Genomic DNA, 12,398 nt, shown 5'->3' with positions numbered 1-12,398 from the left:
CCATGGGTGGCGAGAGCACTACGCGTACGGCCCCGCGCAGCGGCGGCAAGAGCACGGGCCCGGTGGGCAGCAGGACCGGACAGCGACTGTCCGGAATCGCTGTCGCACTGGGCATTGTGCTGTTCCTCGGAGGATTCGCCTGGGGAGCGGTGGTCTACCGGCCGTACACCGTGCCGACCACATCGATGACGCCGACGATCGATGCGGGCGACCGGGTCCTGGCGCAGCGCGTCGACGGCGACGAGGTTCGCCGGGGCGACGTCGTCGTCTTCACGGACAAGAGCTGGGTGACCAACGCGGCCGTGGTCAAGCGCGTGGTCGCGGTCGGCGGCGACAAGGTCTCCTGCTGCACCAACGGCAAGCTGACCGTCAACGGCAAGCAGATCGACGAGGCCTATCTCAAGGGCAGCGTGGTCGAGGACAAGAAGATCCCCACCGTTACGGTCCCCAAGGGCCGGCTGTTCCTGCTCGGCGACGAGCGTCAGGGCTCCCTGGACTCCTCCGCCCACCTCAGCGACGCGGCCCAGGGCACCGTCGCGCGCTCCGCCGTGACCGCCCGGGTGGACTCCGTCGTCTGGCCCATGAAGGGCATGCTGGAGCGCCCCACGGGCTTCGAGACGCTCGGGGCGATCTCCTCCCCGGGCCCGCTGCGTACGATCGTCACGCTGATCGTCGCGGGAGCCGTCCTCGTCCTCGGCGGTGGCGCGTACGGCCCGATCGCCAAGCGGATGGGCAACCGGCGCTCCCGTGCGCGGACGGAGCCCGTGGGTGCCCGCTGAGGCGACGGACGCGTACGAGGACTCCTACCGCGGCGTGCTGCGCAAGGTCGCCCGGGTCGTCCTGCTCGACCCCGACGACCGCATCCTTCTCCTGCACGGGCACGAGCCGGGCGATCCGGCCGACGACTGGTGGTTCACGCCGGGCGGCGGCGTGGAGGGCGACGAGACTCGTGAAGAGGCCGCACTGCGGGAACTCGCGGAGGAGACCGGCATCACCGAGGTCGAACTCGGGCCGGTGCTGTGGCGGCGGATGTGCTCCTTCCCGTTCGCGGGCCGCCGCTGGGACCAGGACGAGTGGTACTACCTGGCCCGTACGAGCGATGCGTCCGGTGCGGTGCCCGAACCCACGCGGTTGACGGAGCTGGAGCGGCGCAGCGTCGCCGGAGCACGCTGGTGGACGTGCCGGGAACTGAGCCGGGCACATGAGACGGTGTATCCGACCAGACTCGCCGGGCTGCTCCGCCGGCTGCTCGACGAAGGTCCCCCGGCCGGACCCGTAACCCTTGACACGGAAATTGTCTAGAGGGGCGCGGGACTGGCGCACAATGGGGGGATCGCACGGCTGAAGGGGAACATGCCATGAGCGCCGAGGACCTCGAGAAGTACGAGACCGAGATGGAGCTGAAGCTCTACCGGGAGTACCGCGATGTCGTCGGTCTGTTCAAATACGTGATCGAGACCGAGCGGCGCTTCTACCTGACCAACGATTACGAGATGCAGGTGCACTCAGTCCAGGGTGAGGTGTTCTTCGAGGTGTCCATGGCGGATGCCTGGGTTTGGGACATGTACCGGCCCGCTCGATTCGTGAAGCAGGTCCGCGTTCTTACGTTCAAGGACGTGAACATCGAGGAGCTGAACAAGAGCGACCTCGAGCTGCCGAGCGGGTGACGAAGTTTTCCACAACCGCTGAGTAGTCCACCAAGATCCACTTGGTCGGGCCGGATGCGTGACGGTTGGCGCCGGAGGTGGTGCCGACATGAACGCACGAGGTGCGATGGGCAAGTACGGCGAGGATCTGGCCGCCAGGCGGCTGGTGGACGCCGGGATGACAGTCCTGGAGCGCAACTGGCGCGCTGGCAGGACGGGTGAGATCGACATCGTGGCCCGGGACGGCGACGTCCTGGTGGTCTGCGAGGTGAAGACCCGCCGCGCGGGCGCTTTCGAACACCCCATGGCCGCGGTCACGCCCACAAAGGCGGAACGCCTGCGCGGCCTGGCGGAACGCTGGGCCCAGGAACACGGAGGAGCGCCGCCGGGAGGCGTCCGCATCGACCTGGTCGGCGTCCTGCTCCCCGACCGCGGCGCGCCCGTGGTCGAGCATGCGCGGGGGGTGGCCTGATGGGATTCGCGCGTACGTGCTCGGTGGCGCTGGTGGGCGTCGAGGGCGTGGTGGTCGAGGTCCAGGCCGATCTGGAGCCGGGGGTTGCGGCTTTCACGTTGGTGGGGCTGCCGGACAAGAGCCTGACGGAGAGTCGGGATCGGGTGCGGGCGGCGGTCGTCAATTCGGGTGGCGAGTGGCCGCAGAAGAAACTGACGGTCGGGCTCAGCCCGGCATCGGTGCCGAAGGCCGGCAGCGGGTTCGATCTTGCTGTCGCCTGTGCCGTCCTCGGTGCCTCGGAGCGCATCGATCCGCGGGTGCTCGCCGACATCGTGATGATCGGGGAGCTGGGGCTGGACGGCCGGGTGCGGCCCGTCCGCGGGATCCTGCCGGCGGTGCTCGCCGCGGCGGACGCCGGCTACGAGCAGGTGGTCGTGCCCGAGTGCGCGGCCGCCGAGGCATCGCTGGTGCCCGGCGTGTCCGTCCTGGGCGTGCGCAGCCTGCGGCAGCTCATCGCCGTCCTGGCGGACGAGCCCGTGCCCGACGAGGAACCGGACGAGGTGGGTCGCCCCGATCCGCTCCTGGCCGGTCTGCGCGTGCCCGGTACGGGCGCGGCCACGGGGATGCACAGCCTGGGCGCGGCACAGCACGACCAGGGGCACGACCTCGCCGACGTCGTGGGCCAGATCTCGGCGAGGACCGCGGTGGAGGTCTCCGCGGCGGGCGGCCATCACCTCTTCCTCGAGGGCCCGCCCGGCGCCGGGAAGACCATGCTCGCGGAGCGGCTGCCCGCCATCCTGCCCCGGCTCCGCAGGGAGGAGTCGCTGGAGGTCACAGCGGTGCACTCGGTGGCCGGACTGCTGCCGCCGGGCAAACCCCTGATCGACGTCGCTCCGTACTGCGCCCCGCACCACTCGGCCACGATGCAGGCGCTCGTGGGCGGCGGACCGGGGATCGCGCGCCCCGGGGCCGTGTCGCTCTCGCATCGAGGTGTCCTCTTCCTGGACGAGACACCCGAGTTCAGCAGCCATGCGCTCGACGCGCTGCGGCAGCCGCTGGAGGCGGGGCACGTCGTGATCGCACGCAGCGCGGGTGTCGTGCGGTTCCCGGCGCGCTTTCTGATGGTCCTCGCGGCGAACCCCTGCCCGTGCGGCCGCTTCTCGCAGATGGACGACTTCTGCGAGTGCCCGCCCTCGGCGATCCGCCGCTACCAGGCGCGGCTGTCCGGGCCGCTGCTCGACCGGGTCGACCTGCGCGTCGAGGTGGACCGCGTCACCCGCGACCAGCTGACTCAGCGCGGCGCGCGGGGCGAGTCCACCGCGACGGTCGCCAACCGCGTACGGGCGGCCAGGGAGCGGGCGGCGGCGCGGCTGGCCGGCACGCCGTGGCGGACGAACAGCGAAGTCCCCGGCCGGGAGCTGCGCAGCCGCTGGCACGCAGCGAGCGGCGCGATGGACGAGGCCGAACGCAGCCTGGAGCGGGGCGTGCTGACCGCCCGCGGGCTCGACCGCGTCCTGCGCGTCGCCTGGACCGTCGCCGACCTCGTCGGACACGACCGCCCCGACGCGACGGACGTCGCCCTGGCGCTGCAACTGCGCACCGGCGTGCCGCGAGGCGTGCCCATGGCCATCGGGGCGCTGACATGACCGCCGGCGACGATCCGGACGGCGAGCTGCTCGCCCGTGTCTTCCTGAGCCGGGTTCTCGAACCCGGGGACGAGGTCGGTGGGCGGTGGGTGCGGGAGATGGGGGCCGTTGAGGTCGCGCGGGTGTTGCGGGGCGGTGGGCCGCAGCTGGTCGGGATCACCGACAAGCGGTGGGCCGGGCTGCTGGACCGGGCGCAGGAGGCCGAGCCCGAGCGGGATCTTGCCGCCGCGCGGGATGCCGGGATTCGGTTCCTGACACCGGGTGACGGCGAGTGGCCGGGGCAGCTGGACGATCTCGGGGATGCGCGGCCCGTGGGGCTGTGGGTCCGGGGGCTGCCCAGTCTGCGGATGTGGGCGCTCCGCTCGGTCGCCCTCGTCGGCGCGCGGGCCTGCACCGAGTACGGGGCGCACATGGCGGCCACCCTCGGCGCCGGGCTCGCCGAGCGCGGGTGGGTGGTGGTGTCCGGCGGCGCCTACGGCGTCGACGGCGCAGCGCACCGGGGCGCCCTCGGCGCCGGCGGAGCCACCGTCGCCGTGCTGGCCTGCGGCGTCGACCGGTCCTACCCGCGCGGACACACCGAGTTGATCAACAGGATCGCGGAACAGGGACTCGTCGTGGGTGAGTTGCCGCCCGGAGATCATCCGACGCCGAGCAGGTTCATCGTCCGCAACAGGGTGATCGCCGCCCTGACCAGGGGCACCGTGGTCGTCGAGGCCGCCTACCGCAGCGGCTCGCTCGTCACCGCGCGGGCGGCGCAACGGCTGGGCCGCCACACGATGGGGGTACCGGGACCGGCCACCAGCGGCCTGTCCGCGGGAGTGCACGAACTTCTGCGGGGCGAGGCCGTGCTCGTCACCGACGCCGCGGAAGTCGTCGAGCTGGTCGGCGACATGGGCGAGCTGGCCCCGGACCGGCGCGGTCCCGTGCTGCCGCGGGACCTACTGGAGCCGGCCGCGCGACGCGTCCTCGCAGCCCTGCCCGGACGCCGCGCGGCGCGGGCCGGCGAGATCGCGCGCGGAGCGCAGACCACGCCGGACGACGCCGTCGCGAGACTGTACGAACTCCGATCACTCGGTTACGTCGAACGACACGGCGACGGCTGGAAGTTGACACGCCAGGCGATGATCTCCGTCCGCGAGGGTCGCGGCCGATGCTGACCGAGCGTGTTCGGCCGTCCGGGGGAAGCCTGACACCAGTGGAAATACCCGCAGTTGGCGTCCTCCGGCGGTCACGCACAGCGACCTTCATGACCCGGTGGGGCGCCCTGCGGAACGTATCTGCGCACGCATTCCGAGGCGACCTTCGCGCACCGCGACACTCCAGTCACGCTACGCTCACGAGGATTCCGACGCAGACCGGCATCTCGACATCAGACCGACAGCTCACCCAGGTACCCCCACTTCACGGCAGAACGGCACAAGGCGACGAATGCCCCAGCACACCTCCGGGTCCGACCGGGCGGCGATCCCCCCAGCCGCCCGCGACGGTGGCAGCGTGCGGCCGCCCGCTCCCTCGACACTCGACGAGCTGTGGCGGTCGTACAAGGACACGGGGGACGAGCGGCTGCGGGAGCAGCTGATCCTGCACTACTCGCCGCTGGTGAAGTACGTGGCGGGACGGGTGAGCGTCGGTCTGCCACCGAACGTGGAGCAGGCCGACTTCGTCTCCTCCGGGGTCTTCGGGCTGATCGACGCGATCGAGAAGTTCGACATCGACCGGGAGATCAAGTTCGAGACGTACGCGATCACGCGGATCCGGGGCGCGATGATCGACGAGCTCCGGGCGCTGGACTGGATTCCGCGGTCGGTGCGGCAGAAGGCGCGGAACGTGGAGCGGGCGTACGCGACGCTGGAGGCCCGGCTGCGGCGGACACCGTCGGAGGGGGAGGTGGCCGCCGAGATGGGCATTCCGGTGGACGAACTCCACGCGGTGTTCAGCCAGTTGTCGCTGGCGAACGTGGTGGCCCTGGAGGAGCTGCTGCATGTGGGGGGCGAGGGCGGCGGCGACCGGCTCAGCCTGGTGGACACGCTGGAGGACACCGCCGCGGACAATCCCGTGGAGGTGGCCGAGGACCGGGAGCTGCGCCGGTTTCTGGCGCGGGCGATCAACACGCTGCCCGAGCGGGAGAAGACCGTCGTCACGCTGTACTACTACGAGGGGCTCACGCTCGCCGAGATCGGCAACGTGCTCGGGGTCACCGAGAGCCGGGTCAGCCAGATCCACACCAAGTCGGTGCTGCAACTGCGTGCGAAGCTGGCGAGCTTCGGTCGTTGACCCGGCCGAATGGGAGTGCGTCGAGGCGACTCACTCCCGTCGGGGGTGGCGTGTCCGTAAAGTGGTTGACGTGCCAAGGATTCGAGCGGCCTCCGTGGCCGAGCACCGGTCGATGCAGCGAGCCGCCCTGCTGGACGCGGCTCGGTCACTGCTGTCCGAGGGCGGGACGGAGGCGTTGACGTTTCCGGCCCTCGCCGAGCGGACGGGGCTGGCGCGGTCGTCCGTCTACGAGTACTTCAGGTCGCGGGCGGCCGTCGTCGAGGAGCTGTGCGAGGTCGACTTCCCCGTGTGGGCGGCCGAGGTGTCGACTGCGATGGCGGCGGCGGACGGGGCCGAGGCCAAGGTCGAGGCGTATGTGCGGCGGCAGCTTGCGCTGGTGGGGGATCGGCGGCACCGGGCCGTTGTGGCTATCTCGGCGAGTGAACTCGACGCGGGGGCCCGGGAGAAGATCCGGGCCGCGCACGGGGGGCTGGTCGCGATGATCGCCGAGGCGCTGGCGGAGATGGGGCATTCGGAGCCTCGGTTGGCGGCGATGTTGCTGCAGGGTGTTGTCGATGCGGCTGTGCGGAGGATCGAGCTGGGGGCGGCTGAGGATCCGGCGGCGATCACTGAGGCTGCGGTGGCCATGGCGCTGCGGGGGGTTCGTGGCTGAGGCCCGGTGGGGGTTGCTGTAGGGGCGGGTCCACTCGCCGGCGCTGGGCCGGCGCCGCTGCGCCCACCCGTGCCGCCCCGGCGGCACGACTGCCCGCAGCGAAGGCGGCTATGAGGGCAGCGGCACTCCGAGCACCGGCAACAGCCTCGACGGGCCCCTGCGCAGCAGCCACGGCGGCAGTAGTGACAGCGGGTCCAGATACGTCTCGTCTCTCAGCAAGCCCCAGTGCACGCACGTGACCGTGCAGTGGCTGCCCGTCGGCTCCACCGTTCCCACCGGCTCGCCCGCCTCCACCTCGTCTCCCTTCTTCACCGACGGCCGTACCGGCTCGTACGTCGTTCGAAGATCCGTGCCGGTCAGTTGCACGGAGACCGCGCCCCGTCCCGCCACCCGGCCCGCGAAGGACACCCGTCCGGCCGCCACCGCTCTTACCGGCGTCCCCGCCGACGCTGCCAGGTCCACGCCCCGATGACCCCGGCCGTACACCGTCGCCGGCGGCGCCCAGCCTCGTAGCACCATGGGATGTGTCCCCACTGGCCAGGCGCGGCCGATGGCCGGGACCGGTGGGCCGGAATCCGCCGTGGGGGCCGGGTCGTCCGCCCATGCCCAGGGGGTCAGGACGGCCAGGACCAGCCCCGACAGCACTGCTCCCATCAGGCGCACGTATCGCTTCGCTCGCATGCGAGAACCGTCCCGCACCCCCGCCGATCATGGCCGGACTCTGTGGACTACTCCCCGGTTGTGGACAGCGGCGTCACCCGCTGCCTCGCGGGTCCCGTACACTTCTTCTGGCGATCCGGGTCACCGGGTCGACTTCGCACGCCCCGACACCAGGTGATCAAAAGCCGGTGTCAGCGCTCCTCGGTCCTTGTGGCACGGCGCAGGTGGGCGTCAGGCGCGGATGCCGTGCGGCATTCGCGGGACAACCGAGAAATTCAAGGAGATACGGCCATGGCCGTCGTCACGATGCGGGAGCTGCTGGAGAGCGGCGTCCACTTCGGTCACCAGACCCGTCGTTGGAACCCGAAGATGAAGCGCTTCATCTTCACGGAGCGCAACGGCATCTACATCATCGACCTGCTCCAGTCGCTGTCGTACATCGACCGCGCCTACGAGTTCGTCAAGGAGACCGTCGCCCACGGCGGCACGGTCATGTTCGTCGGCACGAAGAAGCAGGCGCAGGAGGCCATCGCGGAGCAGGCCACCCGCGTCGGCATGCCCTACGTCAACCAGCGCTGGCTGGGCGGCATGCTCACCAACTTCTCCACCGTCTACAAGCGTCTGCAGCGCCTCAAGGAGCTCGAGCAGATCGACTTCGAGGACGTCGCCGCTTCGGGTCTGACCAAGAAGGAGCTTCTCGTGCTCTCGCGCGAGAAGGCCAAGCTGGAGAAGACCCTCGGTGGTATCCGCGAGATGCAGAAGGTGCCCAGCGCCGTCTGGATCGTGGACACCAAGAAGGAGCACATCGCGGTCGGCGAGGCCCGGAAGCTCAACATCCCGGTCGTCGCCATCCTCGACACCAACTGCGACCCCGACGAGGTCGACTACAAGATCCCGGGCAACGACGACGCGATCCGCTCCGTCACCCTGCTCACCCGTGTGATCGCCGACGCCGTCGCCGAGGGCCTCATCGCCCGTTCCGGTGTCGCCGCTGGTGACAAGGGCGAGAAGGCCGCGGGCGAGCCGCTCGCCGAGTGGGAGCGCGACCTGCTCGAGGGCGAGAAGAAGGCCGACGAGGCCGAGAAGCCGGCCGAGGCCGCTGCTGAGGCCCCGGCTGCCGAGGCCCCGGCTGCTGAGGCCCCGGCTGCCGAGGCCCCCGCGGCTGAGGCTCCGGCCGCCGAGGCCCCGGCCGCGGACGCCGAGCAGGCCTGACCCGTCAGCGTCAGAGTTGACGGCGGGAGCGGGACATGAAGTCCGCTCCCGCCGTTCACCCGTAGGTCGGCGGAGTGTCAGCGGCCCCCGACTACATGGGGCCGTAGACCCCGTAGATCTTCGATCTTCCAGACTTCGAGAAAGATTCACAGACTCATGGCGAACTACACCGCCGCCGACGTCAAGAAGCTTCGTGAGCTCACCGGCGCCGGCATGATGGACTGCAAGAAGGCCCTGGACGAGGCCGACGGCAACGTCGACAAGGCCGTCGAGGCGCTGCGCATCAAGGGCCAGAAGGGCGTCGCCAAGCGCGAGGGCCGCTCCGCCGAGAACGGCGCCGTGGTCTCCGTCATCGCCGACGACAACACCTCCGGTGTCCTGGTCGAGCTGAAGTGCGAGACGGACTTCGTCGCCAAGGGCGAGAAGTTCCAGGCCGCCGCCAACCAGATCGCGCAGCACGTCGCCGCGACCTCCCCGGCCGACCTCGAGGCCCTGCTCGCCTCCGAGATCGAGGCCGGCAAGACCGTCCAGGCGTTCGTGGACGAGGCCAACGCCAACCTCGGCGAGAAGATCGTCCTGGACCGCTTCGCGCAGTTCGCCGACGGTTTCGTCTTCGCGTACATGCACCGCACCATGCCCGACCTGCCCCCGCAGATCGGTGTCCTGGTCGAGCTGGACAAGGCCGACGCCGAGCTGGCCAAGGGCGTCGCCCAGCACATCGCCGCCTTCGCGCCGAAGTACCTCTCCAAGGAGGACGTGCCGGCCGAGGTCGTCGAGTCCGAGCGCCGCGTCGCCGAGGAGACCACCCGCGCCGAGGGCAAGCCCGAGGCCGCCCTGCCGAAGATCGTCGAGGGTCGCCTCAACGGCTTCTTCAAGGACGCCACGCTGCTCGGTCAGCCGTACGCGCTCGACAACAAGAAGTCCGTCCAGAAGGTCCTGGACGAGGCCGGTGTCACCCTGAAGCGCTTCACGCGCATCAAGGTCGGCATCTGAGTCCGTGCCGCGAGCGGCGCGTCGGCCCGATAGGGTCGGGTGCAGTCGTCCGGTACGCCGTCACGCGGGCGCGTGACGGACGACAGCAGATCTGACGAGGAGGCCATTGCCGAGAATGGGTTGCGAACGACACCCCACCGGCAGTGGCCTTCTTCGTATGTGCAACACGTGAAAGAGGCGGGATCTCCATGACCACCAAGCCCCAGAAGAGCGACGACGGCAAAGTACGCGGCCGGTTTCTGCTGAAGCTGTCCGGCGAGGCCTTCTCCGGTGGCGGGGGCCTGGGTGTGGACCCCGACGTGGTGCACAAGATCGCCCGTGAGATCGCCGCCGTCGTCCGGGACGGCGCCGAGATCGCGGTCGTCATCGGCGGCGGCAACTTCTTCCGCGGCGCCGAGCTCCAGCAGCGCGGCATGGACCGGGCCCGCTCGGACTACATGGGCATGCTCGGCACCGTGATGAACTGCCTCGCCCTCCAGGACTTCCTGGAGAAGGAGGGCATCGACAGCCGGGTGCAGACCGCCATCACCATGGGCCAGGTCGCCGAGCCGTACATCCCGCTGCGTGCCGTACGACACCTGGAGAAGGGCCGCGTGGTCATCTTCGGCGCCGGTATGGGCATGCCGTACTTCTCCACCGACACCACCGCCGCCCAGCGCGCCCTGGAGATCAACGCCGAGGCGCTGCTGATGGGCAAGAACGGTGTGGACGGGGTCTACGACTCAGACCCGAAGGCCAACCCGGACGCCGTCAAGTTCGACTCCCTCGGCTACGGAGAGGTCATCACCCGCGACCTCAAGGTCGCCGACGCCACCGCCATCACGCTGTGCCGCGACAACAAGCTGCCGATCCTCGTCTTCGAGCTTCTGGCGGAGGGCAATATCGCCCGTGCCGTCAAGGGTGAGAAGATCGGCACGCTTGTGGGTGACCAGGACAGCCGGGACTGACCAGCAACACCCACGGACCCTGACCGGGGGATGGACAATGTCCTGCCGGTCGGGAACCGTGCAGGAAGAAGACGCGACGCAGCCGGCCGCCGCCCCCACGCATATGGAACAGCAGCCGGGCCTACTCAAGACACGCAGGAGCAAGTGGTGATCGAAGAGACCCTCCTCGAGGCCGAGGAGAAGATGGAGAAGGCCGTCGTGGTCGCCAAGGAGGACTTCGCCGCGATCCGCACCGGTCGTGCGCACCCGGCGATGTTCAACAAGATCGTGGCCGACTACTACGGCGCGCCGACGCCGATCAACCAGCTGGCTTCGTTCTCCGTGCCGGAGCCGCGCATGGCGGTAGTGACCCCGTTCGACAAGACGGCCCTGCGCAACATCGAGCAGGCCATCCGCGACTCCGACCTGGGCGTCAACCCGAGCAACGACGGCAACATCATCCGGGTGGTGTTCCCCGAGCTCACCGAGGAGCGCCGCCGCGACTACATCAAGGTCGCCAAGGGCAAGGCCGAGGACGCGCGCGTGTCCATCCGTTCCGTGCGCCGCAAGGCCAAGGACGCCATCGACAAGCTGATCAAGGACGGCGAGGTCGGCGAGGACGAGGGCCGCCGCGCCGAGAAGGAGCTCGACGACTCCACCCACAAGTACGTGGCGCAGGTCGACGAGCTCCTGAAGCACAAGGAAGCGGAGCTGCTCGAGGTCTGATGAACGACTCTTCCTGGGGAGCGCCGCCACACACCGGATCGCAGGCCGGGTACTGGGGGCCCACCGCGCAGGGACCTGTCCCGGGGGCTGCCCCGGCGGGTCCCGCGTACGATGCGCCTGAGGCGCAGCAGACTCGCCCCATGCCCATCGTGCCCGACGTACCCGCGTATGGCGGAGACCAGGATGACGACCGGGGGGCTGCTCGGCTGAGCGGCCCCTTGTTCCGCGACGACACGCCGCAGGCGCAGACCTACGACACGCCGCAGGCGCAGCCCCACGGGGCGGTGCCGCAGAATCCGGAGCCCATGCCCGACGCCCCACAGCCGGCGCCCCCGCCGCAGAAGAAGAGCGCGGGGCGCGACCTGGGTGCGGCCATAGGAGTGGGTGTCGGTCTCGGCGTGGTGATCATCGCGTCGTTGTTCGTCGTCAAGGCCGTCTTCGTCGGTGTGGTCGCCGTCGCCGTCGTGGTGGGTCTGTGGGAGCTGACCAGCCGGCTCCAGGAGCGCAAGGGCATCAAGGCGCCCCTGGTCCCGCTGGCGCTCGGCGGTGCGGCGATGGTCGTCGCCGGGTACGTCCGCGGCGCCGAGGGCGCGTGGGTCGCGATGGCGCTCACGGCGCTGGCAGTGCTCGTATGGCGCATGACGGAGCCGCCCGAGGGCTACCTCAAGGACGTCACGGCGGGCGTCTTCGCGGCGTTCTACGTGCCGTTCCTGGCGACCTTCGTGGCGCTGATGCTGACGGCCGACGACGGCCCCTGGCGCGTGCTGACGTTCCTGCTGCTCACCGTGGTCAGCGACACCGGCGCGTACGCCGTCGGCTGGCGCTTCGGCAAGCACAAGCTCGCCCCGCGCATCAGCCCCGGCAAGACCCGCGAGGGCCTGCTCGGTGCGGTGACGTTCGCGATGGTGGCGGGCGCGCTGTGCATGCAGTTCCTGATCGACGACGGCTCCTGGTGGCAGGGACTGCTCCTCGGCCTCGCGGTCGCGGCCAGCGCCACGCTGGGCGACCTCGGCGAGTCGATGATCAAGCGTGACCTCGGCATCAAGGACATGGGCACGCTGCTCCCGGGGCACGGCGGGATCATGGACCGCTTGGACTCGCTGCTGCCGACGGCGCCGGTCGTGTGGCTGCTGCTGGTGCTGTTCGTCGGGTCGGGCTGACGTACGTACGCCTGTGAGCCCCTGCCCTCTCGAGGGCGGGGGCTCCTCGCGT

Annotated in this window: 14 protein-coding genes; 13 read left to right on the top strand and 1 reads right to left on the bottom strand. The window is 70.3% G+C overall.

What is annotated here, in order from left to right:
- The first annotated feature begins 2 nt into the window (after window positions 1-2).
- The 8 genes from lepB to ABZ880_RS33635 all read left to right on the top strand — a co-directional run bounded on the left by lepB (window position 3) and on the right by ABZ880_RS33635 (window position 6,669).
- The gene (lepB, locus tag ABZ880_RS33670; RefSeq protein WP_361270730.1) at window positions 3-779 is read left to right on the top strand and encodes a signal peptidase I; all 777 of its coding nucleotides are present in this window, start codon (window positions 3-5) and stop codon (window positions 777-779) included.
- The gene (locus tag ABZ880_RS33665) at window positions 769-1,302 is read left to right on the top strand and encodes an NUDIX hydrolase (protein WP_361270727.1); all 534 of its coding nucleotides are present in this window, start codon (window positions 769-771) and stop codon (window positions 1,300-1,302) included. The genes lepB and ABZ880_RS33665 overlap by 11 nt, the downstream gene beginning before the upstream one ends.
- Before the next feature lie 56 nt (window positions 1,303-1,358).
- Complete coding sequence (locus ABZ880_RS33660) at window positions 1,359-1,667, top strand: DUF2469 domain-containing protein (protein WP_003993268.1); 309 nt, start codon at window positions 1,359-1,361, stop codon at window positions 1,665-1,667.
- Between the two features lie 58 nt (window positions 1,668-1,725).
- Window positions 1,726-2,118: a YraN family protein gene (locus tag ABZ880_RS33655; RefSeq protein WP_361270725.1), complete on the top strand. Its 393-nt coding sequence runs from the start codon at window positions 1,726-1,728 to the stop codon at window positions 2,116-2,118.
- Window positions 2,118-3,743 carry a YifB family Mg chelatase-like AAA ATPase gene (locus tag ABZ880_RS33650; protein WP_361270721.1) on the top strand — a complete coding sequence of 542 codons (1,626 nt, stop codon included), beginning with the start codon at window positions 2,118-2,120 and terminating at the stop codon, window positions 3,741-3,743. Before ABZ880_RS33655 ends, ABZ880_RS33650 begins: the two co-directional genes overlap by 1 nt.
- Window positions 3,740-4,900, top strand: a complete 1,161-nt coding sequence (dprA, locus tag ABZ880_RS33645) for a DNA-processing protein DprA (RefSeq protein ID WP_361270718.1) — start codon at window positions 3,740-3,742, stop codon at window positions 4,898-4,900. Before ABZ880_RS33650 ends, dprA begins: the two co-directional genes overlap by 4 nt.
- 271 nt (window positions 4,901-5,171) lie before the next feature.
- Window positions 5,172-6,017, top strand: a complete 846-nt coding sequence (gene whiG, locus ABZ880_RS33640; RefSeq protein WP_361270716.1) for an RNA polymerase sigma factor WhiG — start codon at window positions 5,172-5,174, stop codon at window positions 6,015-6,017.
- A 94-nt stretch (window positions 6,018-6,111) separates the two neighbouring features.
- Window positions 6,112-6,669: a helix-turn-helix domain-containing protein gene (locus ABZ880_RS33635; protein WP_361270903.1), complete on the top strand. Its 558-nt coding sequence runs from the start codon at window positions 6,112-6,114 to the stop codon at window positions 6,667-6,669.
- Between the two features lie 108 nt (window positions 6,670-6,777).
- On the opposite strand, the gene ABZ880_RS33630 is transcribed toward ABZ880_RS33635, so the two are convergent.
- Window positions 6,778-7,350, bottom strand: coding sequence for a M23 family metallopeptidase (locus tag ABZ880_RS33630; protein ID WP_361270713.1), 573 nt, complete (start codon window positions 7,348-7,350; stop codon window positions 6,778-6,780).
- Between the two features lie 270 nt (window positions 7,351-7,620).
- Between ABZ880_RS33630 and rpsB the strand changes: the two genes are divergently transcribed.
- From rpsB to ABZ880_RS33605, 5 genes are all read left to right on the top strand, one after another.
- Entirely contained in the window at window positions 7,621-8,541 is a 921-nt protein-coding gene (gene rpsB, locus ABZ880_RS33625) for a 30S ribosomal protein S2 (RefSeq protein ID WP_361270710.1), read from the top strand.
- Between the two features lie 156 nt (window positions 8,542-8,697).
- Window positions 8,698-9,534, top strand: a complete 837-nt coding sequence (gene tsf, locus ABZ880_RS33620; protein WP_361270707.1) for a translation elongation factor Ts — start codon at window positions 8,698-8,700, stop codon at window positions 9,532-9,534.
- Window positions 9,535-9,722: 188 nt separating this feature from the next.
- Entirely contained in the window at window positions 9,723-10,481 is a 759-nt protein-coding gene (gene pyrH, locus ABZ880_RS33615) for a UMP kinase (protein WP_361270704.1), read from the top strand.
- Window positions 10,482-10,628: 147 nt separating this feature from the next.
- The gene (gene frr / locus ABZ880_RS33610; protein ID WP_030943211.1) at window positions 10,629-11,186 is read left to right on the top strand and encodes a ribosome recycling factor; all 558 of its coding nucleotides are present in this window, start codon (window positions 10,629-10,631) and stop codon (window positions 11,184-11,186) included.
- Window positions 11,186-12,346 carry a phosphatidate cytidylyltransferase gene (locus ABZ880_RS33605; protein WP_361270700.1) on the top strand — a complete coding sequence of 387 codons (1,161 nt, stop codon included), beginning with the start codon at window positions 11,186-11,188 and terminating at the stop codon, window positions 12,344-12,346. The genes frr and ABZ880_RS33605 overlap by 1 nt, the downstream gene beginning before the upstream one ends.
- The last annotated feature ends 52 nt before the right edge of the window (window positions 12,347-12,398 follow it).

Source organism: Streptomyces sp. NPDC047043, assembly GCF_040644055.1.
Classification (GTDB): Bacteria; Actinomycetota; Actinomycetes; order Streptomycetales; family Streptomycetaceae; genus Streptomyces.
The sequence above is the reverse complement of the archived record's forward strand: the minus strand, read 5'-3'. Positions and strand labels throughout refer to the sequence as shown.

Coding starts and splice junctions, on each gene's coding strand:
- lepB (WP_361270730.1), top strand. CDS start 3: ATGGGTGGCGAGAGCACTACGCGTACGGCCCCGCGCAGCGGCGGCAAG.
- ABZ880_RS33660 (WP_003993268.1), top strand. CDS start 1,359: ATGAGCGCCGAGGACCTCGAGAAGTACGAGACCGAGATGGAGCTGAAG.
- ABZ880_RS33650 (WP_361270721.1), top strand. CDS start 2,118: ATGGGATTCGCGCGTACGTGCTCGGTGGCGCTGGTGGGCGTCGAGGGC.
- dprA (WP_361270718.1), top strand. CDS start 3,740: ATGACCGCCGGCGACGATCCGGACGGCGAGCTGCTCGCCCGTGTCTTC.
- whiG (WP_361270716.1), top strand. CDS start 5,172: ATGCCCCAGCACACCTCCGGGTCCGACCGGGCGGCGATCCCCCCAGCC.
- ABZ880_RS33630 (WP_361270713.1), bottom strand. CDS start 7,350: ATGCGAGCGAAGCGATACGTGCGCCTGATGGGAGCAGTGCTGTCGGGG.
- rpsB (WP_361270710.1), top strand. CDS start 7,621: ATGGCCGTCGTCACGATGCGGGAGCTGCTGGAGAGCGGCGTCCACTTC.
- tsf (WP_361270707.1), top strand. CDS start 8,698: ATGGCGAACTACACCGCCGCCGACGTCAAGAAGCTTCGTGAGCTCACC.
- pyrH (WP_361270704.1), top strand. CDS start 9,723: ATGACCACCAAGCCCCAGAAGAGCGACGACGGCAAAGTACGCGGCCGG.
- ABZ880_RS33605 (WP_361270700.1), top strand. CDS start 11,186: ATGAACGACTCTTCCTGGGGAGCGCCGCCACACACCGGATCGCAGGCC.